This window comes from Streptomyces sp. NPDC056231 (assembly GCF_048270745.1).
Lineage (GTDB): Bacteria > Actinomycetota > Actinomycetes > Streptomycetales > Streptomycetaceae > Streptomyces.
This window is the reverse complement of the sequence record NZ_JBLVKW010000002.1, coordinates 95,097-115,417: the sequence shown is the minus strand read 5'-3', so window position 1 is coordinate 115,417 and position 20,321 is coordinate 95,097. Positions and strand designations below refer to the sequence as shown.

General features: G+C 69.8%; 17 protein-coding genes. 4 read left to right on the top strand and 13 right to left on the bottom strand.

What is annotated here, in order from left to right; genetic code table 11:
• Nucleotides 1–96: 96 nt before the first annotated feature.
• Nucleotides 97–360, bottom strand: coding sequence for a helix-turn-helix domain-containing protein (locus ACNPQM_RS02465; RefSeq protein WP_418082673.1), 264 nt, complete (start codon nucleotides 358–360; stop codon nucleotides 97–99).
• Between the two features lie 103 nt (nucleotides 361–463).
• Here ACNPQM_RS02465 and ACNPQM_RS02460 point away from each other — a divergent pair, with 103 nt between their 5' ends.
• Entirely contained in the window at nucleotides 464–640 is a 177-nt protein-coding gene (locus ACNPQM_RS02460; RefSeq protein ID WP_418082675.1) for a hypothetical protein, read from the top strand.
• A 256-nt stretch (nucleotides 641–896) separates the two neighbouring features.
• Here ACNPQM_RS02460 and ACNPQM_RS02455 read toward each other — a convergent pair whose 3' ends face one another.
• The gene (locus tag ACNPQM_RS02455; RefSeq protein WP_418082674.1) at nucleotides 897–4,394 is read right to left on the bottom strand and encodes a hypothetical protein; all 3,498 of its coding nucleotides are present in this window, start codon (nucleotides 4,392–4,394) and stop codon (nucleotides 897–899) included.
• An 894-nt stretch (nucleotides 4,395–5,288) separates the two neighbouring features.
• Between ACNPQM_RS02455 and ACNPQM_RS02450 the strand changes: the two genes are divergently transcribed.
• Nucleotides 5,289–6,221 (top strand): helix-turn-helix domain-containing protein, encoded by a 933-nt coding sequence (locus ACNPQM_RS02450; RefSeq protein WP_418082830.1) that lies wholly within the window; start codon nucleotides 5,289–5,291, stop codon nucleotides 6,219–6,221.
• A 103-nt stretch (nucleotides 6,222–6,324) separates the two neighbouring features.
• On the opposite strand, the gene ACNPQM_RS02445 is transcribed toward ACNPQM_RS02450, so the two are convergent.
• From ACNPQM_RS02445 to ACNPQM_RS02415, 7 genes are all read right to left on the bottom strand, one after another.
• Complete coding sequence (locus tag ACNPQM_RS02445) at nucleotides 6,325–6,588, bottom strand: helix-turn-helix domain-containing protein (RefSeq protein ID WP_418082673.1); 264 nt, start codon at nucleotides 6,586–6,588, stop codon at nucleotides 6,325–6,327.
• Nucleotides 6,588–7,253 (bottom strand): DUF2975 domain-containing protein, encoded by a 666-nt coding sequence (locus ACNPQM_RS02440; RefSeq protein WP_418082672.1) that lies wholly within the window; start codon nucleotides 7,251–7,253, stop codon nucleotides 6,588–6,590. Before ACNPQM_RS02440 ends, ACNPQM_RS02445 begins: the two co-directional genes overlap by 1 nt.
• A gap of 243 nt (nucleotides 7,254–7,496) precedes the next feature.
• Nucleotides 7,497–8,186 carry an HAD family hydrolase gene (locus ACNPQM_RS02435; protein ID WP_418082671.1) on the bottom strand — a complete coding sequence of 230 codons (690 nt, stop codon included), beginning with the start codon at nucleotides 8,184–8,186 and terminating at the stop codon, nucleotides 7,497–7,499.
• A 110-nt stretch (nucleotides 8,187–8,296) separates the two neighbouring features.
• Nucleotides 8,297–9,433, bottom strand: a complete 1,137-nt coding sequence (locus ACNPQM_RS02430; RefSeq protein WP_418082670.1) for an ABC transporter ATP-binding protein — start codon at nucleotides 9,431–9,433, stop codon at nucleotides 8,297–8,299.
• Nucleotides 9,430–10,257, bottom strand: a complete 828-nt coding sequence (locus tag ACNPQM_RS02425; RefSeq protein WP_358858329.1) for an ABC transporter permease — start codon at nucleotides 10,255–10,257, stop codon at nucleotides 9,430–9,432. The genes ACNPQM_RS02430 and ACNPQM_RS02425 overlap by 4 nt, the downstream gene beginning before the upstream one ends.
• Nucleotides 10,245–11,171: an ABC transporter permease gene (locus ACNPQM_RS02420; RefSeq protein ID WP_418082669.1), complete on the bottom strand. Its 927-nt coding sequence runs from the start codon at nucleotides 11,169–11,171 to the stop codon at nucleotides 10,245–10,247. Before ACNPQM_RS02420 ends, ACNPQM_RS02425 begins: the two co-directional genes overlap by 13 nt.
• Nucleotides 11,168–12,325: an ABC transporter substrate-binding protein gene (locus tag ACNPQM_RS02415; protein WP_418082668.1), complete on the bottom strand. Its 1,158-nt coding sequence runs from the start codon at nucleotides 12,323–12,325 to the stop codon at nucleotides 11,168–11,170. The genes ACNPQM_RS02420 and ACNPQM_RS02415 overlap by 4 nt, the downstream gene beginning before the upstream one ends.
• Nucleotides 12,326–12,541: 216 nt before the next feature.
• Here ACNPQM_RS02415 and ACNPQM_RS02410 point away from each other — a divergent pair, with 216 nt between their 5' ends.
• Nucleotides 12,542–13,300 (top strand): GntR family transcriptional regulator, encoded by a 759-nt coding sequence (locus tag ACNPQM_RS02410; RefSeq protein ID WP_358858331.1) that lies wholly within the window; start codon nucleotides 12,542–12,544, stop codon nucleotides 13,298–13,300.
• Nucleotides 13,301–13,355: 55 nt separating this feature from the next.
• Here ACNPQM_RS02410 and ACNPQM_RS02405 read toward each other — a convergent pair whose 3' ends face one another.
• Nucleotides 13,356–14,840, bottom strand: coding sequence for a peptidoglycan D,D-transpeptidase FtsI family protein (locus tag ACNPQM_RS02405; protein WP_418082667.1), 1,485 nt, complete (start codon nucleotides 14,838–14,840; stop codon nucleotides 13,356–13,358).
• Between the two features lie 334 nt (nucleotides 14,841–15,174).
• Between ACNPQM_RS02405 and ACNPQM_RS02400 the strand changes: the two genes are divergently transcribed.
• A complete protein-coding gene (locus tag ACNPQM_RS02400; protein ID WP_418082829.1) occupies nucleotides 15,175–16,653 on the top strand; it encodes a CehA/McbA family metallohydrolase in 1,479 nt (492 codons plus the stop codon).
• Between the two features lie 50 nt (nucleotides 16,654–16,703).
• On the opposite strand, the gene ACNPQM_RS02395 is transcribed toward ACNPQM_RS02400, so the two are convergent.
• The 3 genes from ACNPQM_RS02395 to ACNPQM_RS02385 all read right to left on the bottom strand — a co-directional run bounded on the left by ACNPQM_RS02395 (nucleotide 16,704) and on the right by ACNPQM_RS02385 (nucleotide 20,256).
• Entirely contained in the window at nucleotides 16,704–18,158 is a 1,455-nt protein-coding gene (locus ACNPQM_RS02395) for an APC family permease (protein WP_418082666.1), read from the bottom strand.
• A 110-nt stretch (nucleotides 18,159–18,268) separates the two neighbouring features.
• Nucleotides 18,269–19,222, bottom strand: coding sequence for a PDR/VanB family oxidoreductase (locus ACNPQM_RS02390; protein WP_418082665.1), 954 nt, complete (start codon nucleotides 19,220–19,222; stop codon nucleotides 18,269–18,271).
• Entirely contained in the window at nucleotides 19,219–20,256 is a 1,038-nt protein-coding gene (locus tag ACNPQM_RS02385) for an aromatic ring-hydroxylating dioxygenase subunit alpha (RefSeq protein ID WP_358858335.1), read from the bottom strand. The genes ACNPQM_RS02390 and ACNPQM_RS02385 overlap by 4 nt, the downstream gene beginning before the upstream one ends.
• Between the last annotated feature and the right edge of the window lie 65 nt (nucleotides 20,257–20,321).

The window sequence follows — 20,321 nt, the reverse complement described above, 5'->3', positions numbered from 1 at the left end:
AGTGCTAACTGACCCGCTCGACGTCGCCCCCGCCACCTGGTCCGCCTTGTCGCGTACGCGCGCCAGGGCTGAGCGCGGGCGTAGGCCCGGCCCGCCTCAGAGGGCTGTCGGTGGGCGCCCGCGCTCGCCTTCGGTGCTCCGGTGCGTGAGCAGGTCGCCCGGCTGGCAGTCGAGGACCTCGCAGATGCGGGTCAGCGTGGTGAAGCGGATCGCGCGGGCCCGGCCGTTCTTCAGGATGGACAGGTTCACATTGGTCACGCCGACCCGGGAGGCGAGCTCCGCAAGCGTCATGCCGCGCTCGCTGAGCATGCGGTCGAGATGGACCTCGATCGCATGGCTGTCGTTGTCGTCCGGCGCCATCACACCGTCCCTTCCAGATCCTCCCGCATGGCCACCCCGGCGCGCATGATGCGGGCGAACGTATATCCAGCATCTGGGAGCGGCGCACAACGAGAAGCATGCCGTGACCAGTTGCCGGATGGCCCACCGGCTGAAACCCCGTGGGGACTCGACGGAACTCGAACTGACCGACGACCAGTGGAGCGACGGCAATCCGGCGTACGAACACGCCGCGAGCAGTTATCCCGAGTCCGATTACCTCAAGGGCATCAAGGCGCATGCGGAGACTCTCGCCTCCTGACGTGCTCCCCGGCGTCGTGACCGGGTCCGGCGGCACCCGCTTGCCGCCCGGCCCGTTGCGCCGGCACCCGACCGCCAAGCGGCCGGGGCCTGGTCTTCGACGACATGCGCAGACTGCCGACGCTCCTGTCCGAAATCTGAGCGTCACGCCTGCATGAGGCAATCGCGGAGCAGCAGGCGGACCATACCCGTACGCAAAAGGGCCAGGCGCACCTCCACAGGTGAGGCGCCCGGCCCTTCCGATCGCACCGCCGATGTCAGCGGGCGACCGCCTTCGTCGGCTTGCTGGTGGCCGAGCCGCTGGCGTGACCCGTGCGGCGGGCGGTGACCTTCACGGTGATCTTCTTGCCGCGCTGGGCGGACTTGAGCGTCAACGAGGACTTGGTGGCTCCCGTGATCGCCTTGCCGTTCGCGTACCACTGGTAGGCGTACGAGGTGGGGGCGGGCGTCCAGGTGCCGTGGGCGGCCTTGAGGGTGCGGCCGACCTTCGCGGTGCCGGAGATCGTGGGCGCCTTGGTGGCCTTCGGTGCGCTGCCTACGGCGATCTTCACCGAGGCGGTCGTCGCGGAGCCGTCGGCGTGGCCGGTGCGGCGAGCCGTGACGGTGACCGTGACCTTCTTGCCGAGCAGCGTCGCGGGCACGGTGTACGTGGACGCGGTCGCACCCTTGATCGCCTTGCCGTCCGCCTTCCACTGGTAGGCGTAGGAGGTGGCGGACGGTGACCAACTGCCCGGCGCGGCGGTCAGCTTGGCGCCCACCTTCGCGGTGCCCGTGATCTTCGGGGCGGTCGTCGCCTTGGGCGCCGCCCCCTGGGCGGCCGTGACCGCCGCCGAGGTGGCCTGGACGTCCGGGGTACCAGTGCGGTGGGCCGTCACGGTCACAGTGAGCTTCTTGCCCAGCAGGGTCGCGGGCACGGTGTACGTGGACGCGGTCGCGCCGGACACCGCCTCGCCGTCGGCGTTCCACTGGTAGGTGTACGAGGCCGGGGCGGGGGTCCAGGTGCCGGTGGAGGCGGTGAGCCGCTCACCCACCTTCGCGATGCCGGTGATGGCTGGGGGTGTGCTGTTCTTGAGCGGGGCCCCGGTGACGACGAAACTGCCGCGCTGGTACCCCCACCCGTTGTGGGTGTCGACGCGGACGTTCCAGGTGCCGACGGCGGCCCCGGTCAGGTCGAGGACGGCTGTCAAGGTCCGCCGGTCCGCCGAAACCGCGGTGGTGGTCGAAGTGATCTGCTTGCCGTCGAGCGACAGCACGACCTCGTCGTCCTTGTGCAGGGACGTGCCGGTCAGTTGGACCGTCACCTTGGTGCCGGTGATCCCGGTGGCCGGGGTGATCTGCCCGATGGTCACCTGCTCGGTACCGCAGAGGACGGACGTGCAGACCGCCTGGGCCTCGTACGAGGTCTTGGATGCCGTCTCCGGCAGCGAGAGGACGAGGATGCTCGGGGTGGTCTCCTTGGTGTACGGCTCGTTCACGGCGCATTCGTAGCCGGTGGGGATGAAGCGCATGCAGCCGTTGTCGAGGCTCGAGTCGTACAGCGCGGGCACCGCCGTCTCGGTGGCGCCTGTCGTGTCGCTGATCTTCATGTCGAAGCGGTCGCGGTACGCGGTGGGCAGTGCGGCGCAGACGGCGGTGTGCTGCTCGTCGAGGGTGCCGGTGACCGGTCCGTATCCGTAGGCGATGCTGGGGACCTTCTCGCACTCGGCGGCCGGACCCTCCGCGCCGGCGATGCGCAGGGCGTCGAAGCGGTAGGAGTCGGCGGCCTTCAGCCCCGACCGGACGGTGACCAGGACCTGGTAGTGGGTGGAGCCGGTGACGGCGCACGCCTGGTTCTTGTTGCACAGGGCGGTGCCGCCGGCGTCGTACACCACCACATTCGCGGTGCCGAGCGAATCACGGACATTGATGTGCAGGCTGTCCTTGGCGTCGGCGGTGGTCACCTGGCGGCAGCGCAGCTCGCCGGGGGCGCCCATCGCACCGCCGGTGGACGGACCACCGACCTTCGTCGCCGGGTTCGGGTCACAGCCCTTCGCGGTCGCGGTGACGTCGCGGCGGGTCAGGGTGTAGTCGCCGGCGGTATCACGGCCGGTCACGAGCACGGTGTGGGCCACGCCGGGCGCCAGTTCGCAGGTCGTCCAGGTGGAAAGGGACGAGTAGATCGAGCAGACCTGCTTGCCGTGGGGGTCCAGGACGGTGAAGGCGGCAGTGGCCGTGGTGCCGGGGGCCGCCTGGAGCTGGAGGTTCTCCCGGGCGCTGTGGTCGTCGGCCGGAATGCTCAGGCAGTGCGAAAAGACACCGTCACCGGTGGAGAGCCGGGCCGCCGGACTCGTCGCGGTGAAGTCCCCCGCCGGAATGGCGGGACAGTTGCTCGCCGCGTCGGTGCGGTGCAGGGCGAGGGCGTACGAACCGGTCGGCTCCGACGAGTCATCGGTGGAGACCAGAGCACGGAACGGGGCCTTGCCGGTGAGCGCGCACGTACCTGCCGAGAGGTCGCTCCAGTCGCAGCGCTGGACGCCGTCGGCGTCGACGACGATCACTTCGGGGCGCGGCCCGGTCCCGTTGAGGGACTTCAGCACGGCCAGGCGGGCGTCCGCGGGGAGCGGCAGGGCCAGACAGTCGATCTCACCGGCCGAAGTGAACGTGCCGCGGTACAGACCGAGTTCGACGGGCTCGCAGCCGGTGGTGGCGGAGCCGTCGAAGATGAGGGTCGGGTCGTCGGTGAAGACGATGTAGTCACCGGCGGCGGGAAGGCTGCAGCCGTTCCAGGTGGTGCAGACGGTCTTGCCGTCCCGGTCGTACACGGCGAGCACCGAACGGGCGCCGTCGCGGACGGAGTACACGTTGTAGCGTCCGGCGGCCGGGGCGGTGAACGTCTTGCAGCCGCTGGCCGGGGCCGCGGTCGTGGGTGCGGAGTTGTAGGCGCTCAGGGGGACGTGGGTGCAGCCGGCCGGGTCGGAGATGCGGCGGACGGTGAGGGTGTACTCGGCCGGGTAGCCCCGCTCCGCGTAGCTGACCTGGGAGAGGACCCGGTACGGGCCGTCACCGGGCAGTACGCAGCCCTCGCTGTCGTCCTCGTTGAAGTGCGGGCAGATCCGGGCACCCGACTCGTCGGTGATCCAGGACAGGCTCTCGCCGTACACGGTCGTCTTGACCTTGTTGGTGATCCGCTCACCCGGTTTGCCCGCGAACGGCTGGCACTGGATCGCGTTCGCCCCGGCCGCCGAGCCGACGACGGGTGCGGTGTCCCAGGCGGTGCCGATCTCCGGGGCGCAGCCCTTGGTGGTGCCGAGGGGCACGACGGCGACGGTGGGCTTGCCCGGTTCGGACCAGTTGTTCGTCAGCCGGAGCGTGAAGTCGCCCGCGCGGGGCAGCCGGCACCAGCCGGCGCCCCACTCGGGGTCGTAGCAGTCGATCTCCGTATCGCCGTCGTAGACATGGGCGTACGTGTTCGCCGCGCTGTCGCTGACGACGACCTTGTGCAGGCCGGGCGCCTCGGCCGTGAAGGCAAGGCAGACCGTCCCGTCCGCAGGGATGGTCACGGTGCCTTCCGCCGGGGCGGCCTCACCGAAGCCGGAGAGCGGCAGAACGGAACAGTCCTCCTCGCCCGATGCGGCTGCCGTCGCCGCGGGGGCCGCCGCACCGGCGTACGCCTGGGCGGCGGTCGCGGGGATCAGCAACGAGACCAGGACCGACAAAGTGAGCAGCAGGGCGGTGTACGCCGCGGATCTCGCGGCCGTACGTGGATGGTTGGACATTCCGTTCCCCCCGGACCGGTGAAGTAACGGGTGCGCGCCGGGACTTCACGGACGACGCGCGAGCGCGCTGCGGTCCCAGGCGCACACCACATGTGTGCGGTGTGTAAAGAATGCATGCGATGATCGCACAGATACACCACCGGACAGATACCCATTCCCGCGGGGTGCCGGTGGGCCCACTCCGCGAGGCTCCCCGGAAATCCTTGGGCGGAGCACGACGGCCCCGTCGGAGGGTGGAGGCGGCCCTAGTCTCCCAGCACCGTCTGCATCACGCGCTTCGCGATCGGCCCGCCGAGGCGTCCGCCGGAGATGTCCGAGCGGGAGATGTCCCTGTCCGTCGGGTCGATGAAGCATCCACGTTGTCCTAGCCGATTCGGCAAGGACACCAGGTTCTGGACCACCGTCGCTCCCGCTCACTTCACAAGAACGAAGATGGCTGCGAGCGGACCGTAGGCAACCGCAAGCGCGCAGAGGAGCCGCTTCCACTCGAAGGACCATTTGAGCAGGGCCTGCCCCTCGCTGGTGCTGCCCTGCGCCTGGAGCGCTTTGAGGTGGGCTTCTCGGAGCAGCCGAAACGCCCTTTGGTGGGTCGAATAGCCAGTGAAGGCTCCCAGCCGCGACCCGGTGCGCCACGACCCGGTCGGCCGCGTCGCGGTGGCTCCCGACGTAAAGGCTTTAAAGGCATGGGGAAGAAGGACCTTCCCAACCAAACCCGTCCCCCCGCCTCAACCAGAGGCCCGTCACTCGCACGGGTGAGGTTTGCCAACTGAGCTGGAGTTCCCACCGGTTGGCTGGCATATGCTCGCCGCGACAACCACAGACATGCGTCGGCCCCCGGCCGGGACTGCAATCCCGATCGAGGGCCTGACCACCGAGGAAGAGAACCGCTTCCCGATGGATACCCAGCAGATTAGCGTGCCCTCGCACGCCCCGTCCCGCGTACCCGGGAGCGCCGCGCCGTCGTCCGGTGTCGTGCACATCAACTCCCGGCACACCAGCCGCTTCACCGTCGTCGGTAACCACCTCGCCCAGCACCGCGAGCTCTCGCTCCTCGCGATCGGGCTCGGCCTGCACATCCAGTCGCTGCCCGCCGGAGCGAAGGTCGGCATCAAGGTCCTCGCCGAACGCTTCCCGGACAGCGAGGCCCGCATCGCCGCCGCCCTGCGCGAGCTGGAAGCCCACGGCTACCTCCGGCGCACTCGGGAACGCCTCCCCGACGGCCGCGTCGTCACCCGCACCTGCTCGTACAACCAGCCGGGCGCCACTCCGCACGCACCCCCGGCACCCGAGCCACAGCCCCGACCGAGGCCACGCCCCGGACGCCCTTCTCCCGCGCCCGAGCCGTGTACGGCGCTCAAACCGGTCGCGTCGCCCGCACCCGTATCGCAACTGCCTGCCCCCCTGGCCCCCAACCGGCCCGCAGCGCCGCCCTCGCCGTTCCCCGCACCCCACGCCACCGGCACCGAGCTGCTCCGCACCGCCGCCGATCTCCTCGCCGACCTGCGTCGGGACACCCCGCAACTGGTTCTCTCCGAACGGGACGTCGACCACCTCGGCCCGGCCGTCGCCGCTTGGCTCGAACGCCAAGTCACCCCCGAGACCATCAGGCGCGCTCTGACCGCCGATTTCCCCGTGCCCCTCAAGCATCCCGCGAAGCTGCTCAGTCACCGCCTCGCCGCGCTCCTCCCCCCGCCGCTCCCCCTCGCCCCGATACGCCGAGAGGTGACGACCTTCCAGACCTGCGACGGCTGCGAGCGCGCCTTCCGCTCGCCTGTCCCCGGCCGCTGCCGGGGCTGCCGGACCGACGCCCCCCACCCGCCCAGATGATCGATTCCAAGGGGTAGGTGATCGCACGGGTCAGCGACCGAGCGATGTGAAGTAGCGGGCAGCCATGTGGCTGGTGGGACATCCGCCACGGCGTCGGCCCGCCTCAGAGGGCGGTCGGTGGGCGCCCGCGCTCGCCTTCGGTGCTCCGGTGCGTGAGCAGGTCGCCCGGCTGGCAGTCGAGGACCTCGCAGATGCGGGTCAGCGTGGTGAAGCGGATCGCGCGGGCCCGGCCGTTCTTCAGGATGGACAGGTTCACATTGGTCACGCCGACCCGGGAGGCGAGCTCCGCGAGGGTCATGCCGCGCTCGCTGAGCATGCGGTCGAGATGGACTTCGATCGCATGGCTGTCGTTGTCGTCCGGCGCCATCACACCGTCCCTTCCAGATCCTCCCGCATGGCCACCCCGGCGCGCATGATGCGGGCGAGCGTGAGGATGCCCAGAGCGGTGAAGACGAGTGAGTAGGGTGTCTGCAAGGTTCCCAGCCAGCTTTCCGCATTGAAGGTGTGGTCCTGGGCCAGGGTCGCCAGGAGAGCCGCGCGCGCACCGGCTTCCACCACTTCTGCGACCAGGCAGCCGAGCAGCAGCCACCAGCCTGCAACCCGCAGGTGTTTCACGGTCCGTGCGGTGAAGACTCCCTCGCGGGACGCGTCCTGTATCAAGCGGTTGAGCAGGAACAGGATGCCCAGGACCAGCAGCACCGAAGGGAAGCCGCCGAGGAAGTCGAACAGCCGCTGGGCACTGTCGACGTGATCGGTGCAGTACGACGGGCGGGCCATGACCTCGACTCCCGCAAGGGGCCGGAACATGCCGGTGAACCCGTCCGCGCTGAAGTCCGAGCGGGACTCGGCACACACGTACGGACCGCCCCACGGCAGGCCCAGCCTGGTGCCGACCAGGGGTCCCACAGCGCCGACGACGAGGCCCACGAGAAGCAGTCGATAGACGCCCCGGACCACAGTGGCGATCGGCTCCAGCAGCCTGGCCTCGGCACGGTCGTCATGCGAATGGGAGCTCTTTACCTCAGCAGACACCAGCAACCGCCCCTCATATCGAATATCGATGTTATCGAAGAACGATAAGGGCAACTGCACCCGTGGTCAACATCCCTGAGCACCCGTCAACTCGCATCGCGAGCAGAGGGCCTGGTCGCACATCTTCCGCGTGGACTTCGTCGGCTACGCCCCGACGGCGAACGGATCGAGCAGGTCTACGGCGACATCGAAGCGTTCGATCCGCTCAGGGAGTTCACCAGGATCCGGATGTCGTCCGGGGTGTCAGTTCCCTACCGCTGACGTGAGGAGGGAGGCGAGCAGGGGCAGGTCAGCGCGCTCCAGGGAGTCGAGGACGGTCCGGTTGGCCGCGGGCTGGATCGGTACGGTGGAGGGCACGGCCAGCACCGTGCACCCGGCGGCCTCGGCCGCGGCGACCCCCGTGGGCGTGTCCTCGACGACCACGCACGCGTGCGGTTCGACCCCCAGGGCGGCGGCCGCGGCGAGGTAGGGGTCGGGCGCGGGCTTCGTGCGGGCGGTGTCCTCGACTGCGAGGGTCAGAGCGAACCGGTCCTCGCCCAGCGCCTTGTGTACCAGGTCGACGACATGGCGCGGCGAAGCGGAGACGATCGCCGCGGGCACGCCTGCCGCGGCGAGTTGGTCCAGCAGGCGCAGTACGCCCGGGCGCGGGACGATCTCGCGGGCGACACGGGCGGCGAAGGCGGCATCCAGCTCGGTGGCGAGCGTGGCGAGGTCGGGGGTTGCCGGGCCGCCGGTGTGGTGCAGGTGGGCGGCGGTGTGTGCGGCGGGGCGGCCCAGCACATGAGGCATGTCCGCGTCGGTCAGTGGCCGCCCGATCCTGTCGGCGACCTGTTCCGCCGCGGCCCACCACAGCCGTTCGGTGTCGACGAGTGTGCCGTCCATGTCGAACAGGACGGCAGCGGGAAGACTGGGCGCTGCGATGCGATGGTTCAAGGTGAGTTTCTCCGGTGTGTGGCGAACGGGCAGAGGCGCGGACAGCCCTTGGGTGTCAGGTGGGTTGGTCCGAATTGACGGCGTCGTCCGGCTGGGCGCCGGCGGGACCGTCAGCTCCCGTCGCGGCCGCTGTTTCCTTGGCGGTGGCGGTCCACGAGCACGGGGCGGTCCGGCAGTGTCAGCGTCACCGCCGCACCGACCGGGAGCGTGGTCATGGCGTGGGTCGGCACATCGGCCATCACCTCGCCGCCGCCGGTCAGCCGCACGGTCAGCCGCGTCGTCGCGCCCAGGAACGCCGCCCCCACGATGCGGGACGTGCCCTTGCCGTCCGCCGTGACCTCGATGGCCTCCGGCCTTACCAGGACGTCCACTTCACCCGTTCCACCGGCGGCCTCGGCGGCGCCCGGGAGCCTCCCGTGGACGGGCAGCGTGCGGCCGAGCGCGTTCACGGTCCCGTCGTCGACCCCGGCCCGGGCCGGGATCCGGCTCATCACGCCCACGAACTCGGCGACGAACGCGGTCGCAGGGCGTTCGTACAGTTCTGCCGGAGGCGCGCACTGCTCCAGTTTCCCGGCACACATCACCGCGACCCGGTCGGCCATGGAGAGGGCCTCCTCCTGATCATGTGTCACGAACAGGGTGGTGATGCCCAGTTTCTGCTGGAGGCGGCGGATCTCCTCACGGAGCGTCAGGCGCACCTGTGCGTCGAGCGCCGACAGCGGCTCGTCGAGCAGCAGTACGCGTGGCCGCAGCGCCAGAGCCCGTGCCAGGGCGATCCGTTGCTGCTGACCTCCGGACAGCTGATGCGGAAACCGACCGGCGTGCTGCGGCAGTCCGACCAGCTCCAGGAGTTCGGCGGCGCGGGCCCGTCGCGTGGCTTTGCCGACGCCGCTCATCCGCAACCCGAAGGCGACATTGTCCATGGCAGTCAGGTGGGGAAAGAGGCTGTAGGACTGGAAGACCATGCCCGCGTCGCGGCGGTGCGCGGGGACGCCCGTGATGTCCTCGCCGTCCACGAGCAACGTGCCCGAGTCGGGCCGCTCGAATCCGGCCAGGGTCCGCAGCGCGGTGGTCTTGCCGCAACCGGACGGGCCTAGCAGCGCCACGAGCTCGCCCGGCTCGACCGTCAGGTCCAGGCCGTCCAGCGCCGTCGTGGCGCCGAAGGAACGATGCAGCCCGCGGAACTCGACGGTGGCGCCGGTCCGCGTTCGGCTGTTGGTTTCGGGATCGGTCATCAGGTCGGTCATGAGGTCTCCTTTGGACGGCGGGCGCGTCCGGCTGTGGCGATGATCAACAGCAGCACCCAGGTGACGAGCAGGCCCATCACCGAAACGGCCACCGACATCTGGGCCTGCGATCCGCTGATGGCGAGGATCCACACGGCGAAGGGCTGGTAGCCGAGGATCGCGGCGACGGTGTACTCGCCGAGCACCAGCGCCAGGGTCAGGAACGCCGTGTTGAGCAGCGCTCCGCGCAGGTTGGGCAGAACGACATGCAGAAGGGTGCGCGGCCATGACGCCCCGCAGGCCCGGGCGGCCTCGACGAGCACCCGCAGGTCGATCGCCGCAAGCCCGGTGTCGAGCGTGCGGTACGCCAGGGGAAGCGCCATCAGCGTGTACGCGAGAACCAGGACGAGGGGGAATTGCGGATTCTGGAGTGCGACCAGGGCTTGGAAGAGCGGCGTGCCGACGAAATGATCCGATCCCCAGCCCAACACCGCGCTGAGTCCGGCGACAAGGGCCACGGCAGGTACGACCAGCGGCAGCAGACACACGATCTCGACGAGTGTGCGCAGGCGTGGTGCTGCCAGCCGGACCGTGACCAGAGCGGGCACGAGCAGACCGAGAACGAGCACGATGGTGGCGGCGGCCAGCTTCAGGGTCAGAGCCAGACTGTCGGTGAAGCCGCCGGCGGTGAGGATGCCGGTGTAGGCCTCGAAGCCGATGCCTTGACCCGGGACGCCGGCCCCGATGCTGAAGGCGACGGCGCACGCGAGCGGGACGAGGAAGTACGCACCGGTGAGCATCAACACGGCGGCGCGCCCATATCGGAGCGTGATCAGGCGAGCCATCGCGCGCTCCTTCGCTGCAGCGGCAGTTGAACGGCCATGACGAGCCCCGCGACCAGCACCATGTCGACACCGAGCGCGAGCGCGATGTTGCCCTGGCCGACCAGGACGTTCCCGGACAGCGCGTCCGCGATCTGCATGGTGACCAGCGGTACCGAGCTGCCGACCATCGCTGCGGCGGTCGCGTAGGCGCTGAACGCGGTTCCGAACAGCAGCACATAGCCGCCGAGCAGCGATGGCATGAGGACCGGCAGCGCGACATGTGTCCAGTACTGGAAGGCGTTCGCGCCGTTGTTGCGGGCGGCTTCCCGCCACTGCCGTCGCAGCCCGTCCAGAGCCGGGGTGAGCGTGAGCACCATGAGCGGCACCAGGAAGTAGAGGTAGACCAGGGTCAGACCCCAGAAGCTGTACAAGCTCCAGCCGTGGCTGAGCAGGTTGAACCGGCTCGTCAGGACGCCGGCGTTGCCGAGCGTGGCCACGAACGCGAACGCGAGCGGCACACCGCCGAAGTTCGCCAGTACGCCCGATGCGGCCAGGACCGCCTCGCGCAGTGCGCGGAAGCGCGAGGTCACGACCACATGGGCGATCGGCAGGCCGACGATGGTGGCGATCAGCGCGGAGACGGCGGAGAGCTTGACGCTGCCGAGCAACGCGGTCAGGTAGGGGCCCTGCAGCGAGGAGCTCATGTTCGCGCCGGTGAGGCGGGCTCCTCCCGGCGCGGACTCCGGTGTCGTGAAAGCGCCGTAGACCATCGTCCCGAGAACCAGGCCGAACACCACGGCGGTGAACACGAGCAGCGGCGCGGCGCCGAGCCACCCCGCCGAGCGCGGAACGCGCCGCCAGGCCGACCCGGGTCCGGCCCTGTTGCCGTAGGCGCGGGTCCGGCTGTCGCCCCTGGCCGTCTGAATGGCGCTCATCCGGCGACTGCCTGGGCCCAGCCCTGGACGACGGCCTGCTTGGCCTTGCTGATCTGGCCCTCGGTCGGGAAAACGTTCGTGCCGTTGCCAGGTGTCGGCGGGAGTTTGGCGGCGAGGGCCGTGTCGAGGGTTCCGGACTGCTGCATGGCCGGCATCAGCACCGGGCGGGCGTGGCCCTTGAGCCACAGGTTCTGGCCCTCGGGGCTGTACAGGAACTCCTGCCACAGGCGGGCCGCGGCCGGGTGCGGAGCCCACTTCACGATCGCCTGCGAGTAGTACTCGGAGTACGCGCCGTCGGTCGGGACGCTGACCTTCCAGTCGACGCCCTTGGCGCGGAGATCGTCCGCGTAACCGGTGTTGAGGTAGTCCCAGGTGATGCTGATCGGCGTCTCGCCCTTCTGAATGGTCGCAGGGCTCGACTCGACCGGGTTGAAGTTGCCGGCCTTCTTCAGGTCGGCGAAGAAGTCCAGGCCGGGCTTGATGTCGTCGAAGGAACCCTTGCGGGCGAGGGCCGAGGCGTACACGGCGCCGAAGGCCGAGCCGGACTTCGTGGGGTTGCCGGTCAGCGCGACCTGACCCTTGTACTGCGGATCCAGCAGGTCGGCGAAGGTCTTGGGGCACTTCTTGACGCGGTTCGCGTCACAGCCGATCGAGGCATAGCCGCCGAAGTCGTTGTACCAGCGGGCCTGGGCGTCCTTCTGTGTCTTCGGGATCTGGTCGAACGCGCTGACCCGGTACGGCGCCAGCACGTTCTGCTCGGCCGCGCTGACGGCGAAGGCGCTGCCCACGTCGATGACGTCCGGAGACCGGTCCTGGCCCTTGCGGGAGGTGGCCGCGGTGATCTCGTCCTGGCTGGAGGCGTCGGGGTTCTCGACCTCGACCTTGATCCCGTACTTCTTCTCGAAGGTGTCGATGATCTCGCCGTAGTTCGCCCAGTCACGGGGAAGGGCGATGGCGTTCAACTTGCCCTCCTTCTTCGCGGCGGAGACGAGGGCGTCCATGCCGCCGAAGTCCTTTGCCGAGGTGGCGGTCGCGGCCTTGCTGCCGCCACCGTTGGCCTCATTTGCGCTGGTCACGCCGCATGCACTGAGTCCGAGCGCGGCGACGGCGAGGGAGCAGGCAAGGCCCGCCGAGCGAAAGCGGTGCAGTCTCACAGGGGTCTCCCGAAAGGGCAGAAGTTGGCTGTACAACTTGGCCCATTACGTCGGGGAGCTGTGTATGGAGAGTGAACGCCGAGGGACGGGCCGATGAGCCTCTCGGGAAGACACGCGCAGACCACGCAGCGAGAGCGCCCGGCCGGTTGGCCGGGCTCGGCAAGCGGATAGGGTCACGTCAGAGCGCCGATGGGCGGCCGAGAGAGGGAGAACGACATGGCGGTCGCGGGGGGCGGCACCACCGGAGCCCGGTATCGACAGTTGGCGGCCGACTTGCGTGAGGCCATAGCCGCCGGCTCCTTCGGATCGGACGGCCGGCTGCCCAGCGAGGAACGGCTCGCCCAGCAGTACGGCGTGTCACGCGGCACCGTCCGTCAGGCGCTGGCGGTGCTGCGCGCCAACGGCCTGGTCACGTCCAGACGGGGCACGCGGCGCGTCGTGCTCGGCACCGCACGCACCCAGAGCTTCTTCGAACTGCTGAGCTTCACCCGCTGGGCACGCGCGCTCGGCGAGGAGCCGGGCGGCCGCACGATCGACATCGAAATCTCTCCGGCCAACCCGTCGGAGTGCGAGCAACTCGGCCTCGAGCCCGGGGCGCAGGTCTACCGGGTGCTCCGGCTGCGGACGCTGTCGCGTGTCCCGATCATGATCGAGCGGACCCTCTACCCCGAGCACATCGGTGCCGTGATCGCCCGCCTTGAGCACGACGCGATGTCACACACCGAGTCGCTGACGGAGGAGGGCGTGGTGTTCGCGGACACGGAACACACCATTGACCTCGTCCACGCCGACGCCGACGATGCGCGCCTGCTCGGCTGCGCTCCCGACGCGCCACTGATGCGAGAGCGGCGGCGGGCCACGGACCAGGCGGGCAGACCGTTGCTGTGGTCGGACGACCGCTTTGTGCCGGGCACGATTGCCTTCACGGTGCACAATTCAGTGGCGACGACGGCTCTGCTGCGCCGCCGCGGCTGACCGATCGTCCCAAAGGCGGCCCGACGGGCGGACGACGCTGCCTTCGGAACACGCCCTAGCCTCCCAGCACCGCCTGCATCACGCGCTTCGCGATCGGCGCGCCAAGGCGTCCGCCGGAGATGTCCGAGCGGGAGATGTCCATGTCCGTCGGGTCGATGAAGACCGCGACCGCCACCGACTGCCCGTCGGCCCTCTTGCCGTAGGAGACGAACCAGCCGTACGGCACCTCGTCGTTCACGTTCACGCCGCGCTGCGCCGTGCCGGTCTTGCCGCCGACCGTGACCCCGTCGATGAGGGCCCGCTGCGCGCTGCCTTCCTTCGCGGTGAACTCCATCATTTCCTGGACCTTCTTCGCCGTCTCCTCGGACACGGCCTGGCTCTTGAGCTTCGGCTCGTGCTTCTCCAGGATCGTCACGTCGGGGCCGCGCAGCTCTTCGACGAGGTAGGGCTGCATCAGCTTGCCGTCGTTGGCGAGAGCGGCGGTCACCATGGCCATCTGCATCGGTGTGCTGGTCAGGCTGCCCTGACCCATGCCGGTCAGCGCGGTTCCGGGCTTGTCCAGGCCGGTCGGGTAGAGGCTCTTGGTGGCGAGCATGTCGCCGAACTCGTCCGAGTAGACATCGGAGTTGAAACCGAACTTCTCCGCTGCCTCGCGCATCTTGTCCGCGCCGACCTTGGACGCCGCGTCGAGGAAGACGTTGTTGCAGGAGTGCTGCATGGCCGTCTTCATCGATGCCTTGTTGCAGACGGCGTCACCCGCCTCGCTGCTGATCTTGTTCGAGGAGAGCGGCAGGGGGTACGGGGAGACCGCGTCGGACGCGGCGTCGACATCCGTGACCACGCCGTTCTCCAGGGCCGCGGCCGCCGTGAGGATCTTGAAGGTGGAGCCGGGCGGGAAGGTCTCGCGCAGTGGGCGGTTGGCCAGCGGCTTGCTCTTGTCCTTGACGAGCGCCTGGAACCGGTCGCCCTCCTTGAACGTGTTCCCGGCGAAGACCGACGGGTCGTACGAGGGGGTGGAGACGAGCGCCAGGACCTTGCCCGTACGCGGATCGAGCGCGACGACCGCGCCCCGGGCGCCGAGATCGGTCAGTCCCTTGTAGCCGGCTTCCTGCGCCTTGGGGTCGATGGTGGTGATCACATCGCCGCCGCGGCGCTGCTCACCGGTGAGGATGTCCTTGGCGTGCCGGAAGGCGAACCGGTCGTCCTGGCCGCTGAGGACGGAGTCGTACGTCTTCTCCAGGAGGGACATGCCCTGTGCCTGGGAGGCGTAGCCGGTGACGGGGGCGTACATCGCGCCCTGCTTGAAGGTCCGCTGGTACTTGAAGTCCGTGCCGTCGACCGCTTTGGAGCCGGTGATCGCCTTGCCGCCGACGATGATGTCGCCGCGCGGAGTGGCGAACTGGGCGATCTGCACCCGACGATTGTGCTTGTCGGTGGAGAGTGCCTCGCGCTGGAAATACTGAAGCCAGTTCGTCCGCAGCAGCAGGGCCATCACCAGCAGCCCGCAGAAGATGGCTATGTGCCGCAACGGCCTGTTCATCGTCCCCCGCTCCCCGAAGCCGATTCGATCTTCAACAGTGGAAGATGCGCATGCCGGGCGAATGGTTGCACCGGGGGCGGGCCCGCGGAAGGGGGCGCGGGCCCGCCCGGCCGGGGTTGTCGATCATTCCCGATCACCGGCCCCCGAGAGACATGGCGCGCCCGTCCTCCCGGAGGTGCGCAGCGGACATCACCCGAGCGGTCCCCGCCCGCGGTACCGTCCCGGCCCTGCCTCGGTCACAGATACTGTGCGTGCTCGTCGAGGCTGCGCAGGACCTCCGCCTCCCCTGCCGGAGGAAGCTGCGGCACCGCCCTCGGAGGCTGTCGGGCCACGTCTGGTGGCGCGACAGCCTCTAACGTTGTCCACTGTGAGCTTCGCGGACGCCGCACCCGGCAATGACGGCGGCACGGACCGGGCCGACCTGACGAAGACCGTGCGCGGCACCCTGCCGACCGGGGCGCCCGACGTCGTCTATCTGCCGGTCGATGTGCCTCGCGGCGTACGGGAGATCGCCGTCTCGTACACGTACGTGAAGACGCCCGTCCCGGCCGGCGCCCAGGGCAACGCCCTCGACATCGGCATCTTCGACGAGCGCGGCACGGAACCGGGCGGGCGCGGGTTCCGAGGCTGGTCCGGCGGGGCGCGTGCCGGCTTCTTCATCCGGGCGGACGAGGCGACGCCCGGCTATGTCGCGGGTCCGGTACGGGCCGGGATCTGGCACATCGCGCTGGGCCCGTACACCGTCGCACCGGAGGGTCTCCCGTACGAAGTGACGATCACTCTCCGTTTCGGCGAGGCCGGCACCACTCCGGCGCCCGTGTACCCGCCCGAGCACGCCAGGGGACGCGGCCGCGCCTGGTACCGCGGAGACTGCCATCTGCACTCCGTCCACTCGGACGGCAAGCGCACCCCCGCCGAGATCGCCACTGCCGCGCGCGCCGCCGGGCTCGACTTCATCAACAGCAGCGAGCACAACACCCATACCGCGCACGGCGCCTGGCAGGGGCTGTGGGGCGACGATCTGCTCATCCTGACGGGCGAGGAGATCACCACGCGCAACGGTCATGTGATCGCGCTCTCCACCGAACCCGGCACCTTCGTCGACTGGCGCTACCGGGCCCGCGACAACCGCTTCGGGCACTACGCGAAGGCCGTCCGCCGGGCGGGCGGTCTGGTCGTCCCCGCCCATCCGCACGCCACCTGCATCGGCTGCCACTGGAAGTTCGGCTTCGGCGAGGCGGACGCGGTGGAGGTGTGGAACGGGCCGTACACCCCGGAGGACGAGATCGCGCTCGCCGAGTGGGACAACTCCCTCGTCGCTGCCGCCCGCGCGTCGAAGCCGTGGATCCCGGCGATGGGCAACAGCGACGCACACCGCGAGCCGGACACGGTGGGGCTGCCGCAGACCGTCGTCCTCGCCGAGGAGCTCTCGCGCGACGCGATCCTCACGGGCATCCGGGCCGGGCACTCGTACATCGCCGAGTCGTCCTCGATCACCCTCTCCTTCGGCGTTTCGGACGGGCGCGGCAGGCACGCGGGGATCGGTGAGCGGCTGCGGGCCGACGCGGACACCCCGGTCACCGTACGGCTGGAGGCCACCGGGGTGCCCGGCTGCACCGCTCACTTCGTCACTGACCAGGGCACGCTGCTCAGCTCCACGCTGCCGGAGTCGGGCTCGGGCACGGTGGAGTGGCGTACGACCCCGATGTACGCCGCCTATGTCCGCGCCGAGGTCCGCCACCCGGCCACGGTGCCGAGGCTCCCGGGGGCACTGGCGGCGCTCACCAACCCGGTGTTTCTGGACATCTCCTAGCTTTTGCCGCGAGGAATTCAGGTTGGCCTCAACTGAATTCGAGCCCTGGGTCACTGGCGCACGGCTTGCCCGTCACGCCGCTCCGGCTGTCGGTGCCGGTCCTGCACCTTGGTCCGGTACAGCCAGAGCAGCACCCCGGTCGTCAGCACCGCCAGGGCGACGCTGAGCTCTTTGTAGCCGCCGTACCCGGTGACCGAGAAGCCGGTCGCGCCGACGACCAGCACGACCGACATCGATGCGGCCAGCAGCCAGGCCAGGGGGACGAAGAGCCGGTGCAGCCGGATCGGCCGGGGCAGGTCCGGCCGATCCCTGCGCAGCAGCGCGAACCCGGAGATGGCCAGGATGTGCGTGAGGATGTAGCCGAGGTTCCCGGTGACCAGGATGGCCAGCGGGGTCTTCAGCACCACCAGCACCAGCACATTGATGACGAGGGCGACCACCAGGGCACGGGCCGGGACGCCACGCCGGTCAAGGACGCCCATCTGCCGGATCGTCGTGCCTTCCTTGCCCATGTTGAACAGCACCCGTGAGCCGTCGGCCAGCCCGGTGATCATGATGAGCAGCAGTGAGGCGATGAGGAAGACGGTCATCAGACCGCCCGCCCCGCCGACGAGTTGACGGAATGCACCGACGTAGAACGTCGTCGGCTCCTCACCGATCTTCTGCTCCCCCAGGTATCCGGAGAGTGCGAGCGGCAGCAGGATGAACACGCCGAGGGAGAACAGCACTCCGGCGCGCAGGGCCCGGGAGGTGTCGCGGACGGTGTCCTTGTACTCGGGGGCGAAGGTCGCGCAGACCTCCACGCCGAACGAGGTCCATGCCATGACGTACAGCCAGACGAGCGCCTCCCGGACACCGCTCAGCCCGTGCAGGCCCCAGTGGAGTCCGGCCGTGGACCATTCGCCGCTGAAGAACGGCACCACCAGGAAGACCATGAGCGGCACCATCAGCATGCCGCCGGTCAGGTAGATCACCCACATCGCGACATGCAGCCCGATCATGGCGGCGCAGAACAGCAGCACGATGACGGCCAGGCCGACGACGATGGGGAAGCTGAGCTGTGCGGGCCCGAATTCAACAGTCCAGGTCTGGCCGGGGAACCACTGGGCCTGGACGAACGAGCCGATGATGCCCGCGTAGATGGCGAGCGACGTCGTCCACGGGAACCAGTAGCCGACGCTGGCCAGCGGACCGACGACCGGGGCACGGGACTTCCAGCCCTCGGTGGCGTAATGGGCGATGCCTCCGGACGATTCGGGGAACATCGCGGCGAGCTCGGTGTAGATCCAGTTGGTGGCCGTGGCCAGCACCATGGAGACCGCCCACAGGGCGATGGCGCCCCAGGCGCCGAGACCGCCTATCGACGCGCCGAGCGAGGCGACAAGGGCGGCGGGCATCGTCAGCGACATGGCGAAACCGTCGTACCAGCGCATGCGTTTGGCGAGGGCGGGCTGCTTCTGCCCGGTGCCTGCGGTGTCCTCGGACGTTGTGGCGAGGTGGGACATGGGTGACCCCTTGGGAGAGCGCACGGAGTGCGGGGAGGGGAAAGGGGGCCGACGGTTCCGGTGAAACACCGGAACCGTCGGCAGGGTGCGAGGAGGCGTGTCCGTCCGTCTCAGAGGTCGAGGACGAGCCGTGCCCCGCGGCAGCGGGATACGCAGATCAGCATCGTGGTGCCGGCTTCCTGTTCCTCCGGCGTGAGCAGTGCGTCGCGGTGGTCGGGGACCCCGTCGATCACCGCGGTCTCGCACGTGCCGCAGATGCCCGCCTCGCAGGAGGACGGCACCTCGCCGCCCGCGGCCCGGATCGCGTCCAGGACGCTGGTGCCTGCGGGCACGTGCAGATCCAGACCCGTGCGGGCCAGCCGCACCTCGAAGGCATGGTCGCCGTCCGGAGATCCGGCCGGTTCCGGGGCGGTGAAGCGTTCGGTGTGGACCGGGCCCGTGTGCAGTGCGCGCACGGCGTCGAGCAGGCCACCGGGGCCGCACGCGTACACCGTCGCGTCCGGCGCCGTGGCCAGGTATCCGGCCAGGTCAGGCCGGCCCGCCTCGTCCTGCGGGACGACGGTGACCCGGTCCGGCGGGAGCTCGTCCAGGAACGCCATCGTGGCGCGGGACCGGCCGCCGTACAGCATCCGCCAGGGCTTGCCGAGTGCGGTGAGGCGGCGGGCCATGGCCAGCAGCGGGGTGATCCCGATGCCGCCTGCCACCAGAAGGTAGTCGGGGGCGTCGACCAGTTCGAAGTGGTTGCGGGGCTCCGAGACCGCGACCATGGCCCCGGCCCGGATCCTCTCGTGCACCGCCGCCGAACCCCCGCGCCCGTCCGGCACGCGCAGCACGGCGATCCGGTAGTGGCCGGTGTCATCCGGGTCCGAGCAGAGCGAGTACTGCCGGACGGTCCCCGGCTCCACATGGAGATCCACATGAGCGCCGGGTGTCCAGGACGGAAGCGGGGCACCGGAGGGGTCGGCGAGCGTCAGGGACAACACCCCGTCTGCGGCGGCCACCGCCTCCCGTACCTCCAGCAGCCGGGTACCGGCCGGGGCCGCCACGTCACACACGCGGCTCATGGGGCCACGCCGCCCGCCGCCTCGACGTGCCGCGCCGTGCGGTTCATCAACTCGTTGAACGCGCGACGGTAGTTGAGGGTGAACAGATCGGCGGGGACGGAGAACTCCGGCACCTCCGCGTCCCAGGGCACCTCGCGCGGCGAGAGGTTCTCGACGACGGGCATGTCCTCCAGGTAGACCATTTCCTCGACCCGCAGGCACTCCTCCAGGGAGTCGCCCTTGAAGTCGCGGTCGTTGGCGACTGCCCAGAAGATCTTGACCTGCTCGTACGACACCGGGGACGGGAAGCCGGCGACGACCCGGAGCCCGGCCTGCTCGTAGTGGTAGCTGATACTGGCGAATCCGGGGGCCGTGCAGTGGTACGCCATCATGCAGTCGCCCTGGTTCGCCCAGTCGCCGTCACCGGCGTCCAGCGGGCGCTCCATGTGGACGTCGACACCGTCGCGCCGCACCTGGAGCGGTTCGACGACCTCCGGGGTCGGTCCCATCGACACCTGGTGGACGAACGGAAAGTGGGCGACGTCGCGGAAGTTCTCGATCGCGGCCGCGACACCGGTCGGCGAGTTCAGCGGGTCGGCGGCCAGCCAGACCAGGTCGTGGCCGTGCCACTCCTCGGGGTCGTACAGCTCGACGACCGGCTCCTCCAGCACCGTCCACACATGCCCGAACCGCTCCACGGCCGGGTAGCTGCGGATCGCCGCCTTCGGCGGGATCTTCGACTGGTCGGGCAGCGAGGGCACATACGTGCAGCCGCCGTCGGCGCCGTCGAACCGCCATCCGTGGTACGGGCAGCCGATCGACCCGCCGGTGACCTTGCCGAGCGACAGATCGGCGCCCCGGTGCGGACATCGGCGGGCGGTGACCCGGGCGGTCCCGTCGGCGTCACGGAAGACCACGAGCTGCTCGCCGAGCAGCACGGCGGGTTCCGGGGTGGCCAGGTCGACGGAGCGGGCCACCGGGAACCAGGAGTGGCGCATGGCGCGCTCGGCCTGCTCCCGTTTGGTCAGCGGAGCGGTGGTGAGGGGAGTGGACATGAGGGATCGTCCTGATTCGCGAGGGAGCCGCACGAACTACGGCCCGGGCAGATGGGGGTTGGGGC

What these genes read in the sequence shown, in the direction of transcription:
- ACNPQM_RS02425 (WP_358858329.1), bottom strand. Translation starts at nt 10,257, where the DNA reads ATGGCTCGCCTGATCACGCTCCGATATGGGCGCGCCGCCGTGTTGATG.
- ACNPQM_RS02465 (WP_418082673.1), bottom strand. Translation starts at nt 360, where the DNA reads ATGGCGCCGGACGACAACGACAGCCATGCGATCGAGGTCCATCTCGAC.
- ACNPQM_RS02395 (WP_418082666.1), bottom strand. Translation starts at nt 18,158, where the DNA reads ATGTCCCACCTCGCCACAACGTCCGAGGACACCGCAGGCACCGGGCAG.
- ACNPQM_RS02385 (WP_358858335.1), bottom strand. Translation starts at nt 20,256, where the DNA reads ATGTCCACTCCCCTCACCACCGCTCCGCTGACCAAACGGGAGCAGGCC.
- ACNPQM_RS02405 (WP_418082667.1), bottom strand. Translation starts at nt 14,840, where the DNA reads ATGAACAGGCCGTTGCGGCACATAGCCATCTTCTGCGGGCTGCTGGTG.
- ACNPQM_RS02390 (WP_418082665.1), bottom strand. Translation starts at nt 19,222, where the DNA reads ATGAGCCGCGTGTGTGACGTGGCGGCCCCGGCCGGTACCCGGCTGCTG.
- ACNPQM_RS02455 (WP_418082674.1), bottom strand. Translation starts at nt 4,394, where the DNA reads ATGTCCAACCATCCACGTACGGCCGCGAGATCCGCGGCGTACACCGCC.
- ACNPQM_RS02430 (WP_418082670.1), bottom strand. Translation starts at nt 9,433, where the DNA reads ATGACCGACCTGATGACCGATCCCGAAACCAACAGCCGAACGCGGACC.
- ACNPQM_RS02410 (WP_358858331.1), top strand. Translation starts at nt 12,542, where the DNA reads ATGGCGGTCGCGGGGGGCGGCACCACCGGAGCCCGGTATCGACAGTTG.
- ACNPQM_RS02450 (WP_418082830.1), top strand. Translation starts at nt 5,289, where the DNA reads ATGGATACCCAGCAGATTAGCGTGCCCTCGCACGCCCCGTCCCGCGTA.
- ACNPQM_RS02445 (WP_418082673.1), bottom strand. Translation starts at nt 6,588, where the DNA reads ATGGCGCCGGACGACAACGACAGCCATGCGATCGAAGTCCATCTCGAC.
- ACNPQM_RS02420 (WP_418082669.1), bottom strand. Translation starts at nt 11,171, where the DNA reads ATGAGCGCCATTCAGACGGCCAGGGGCGACAGCCGGACCCGCGCCTAC.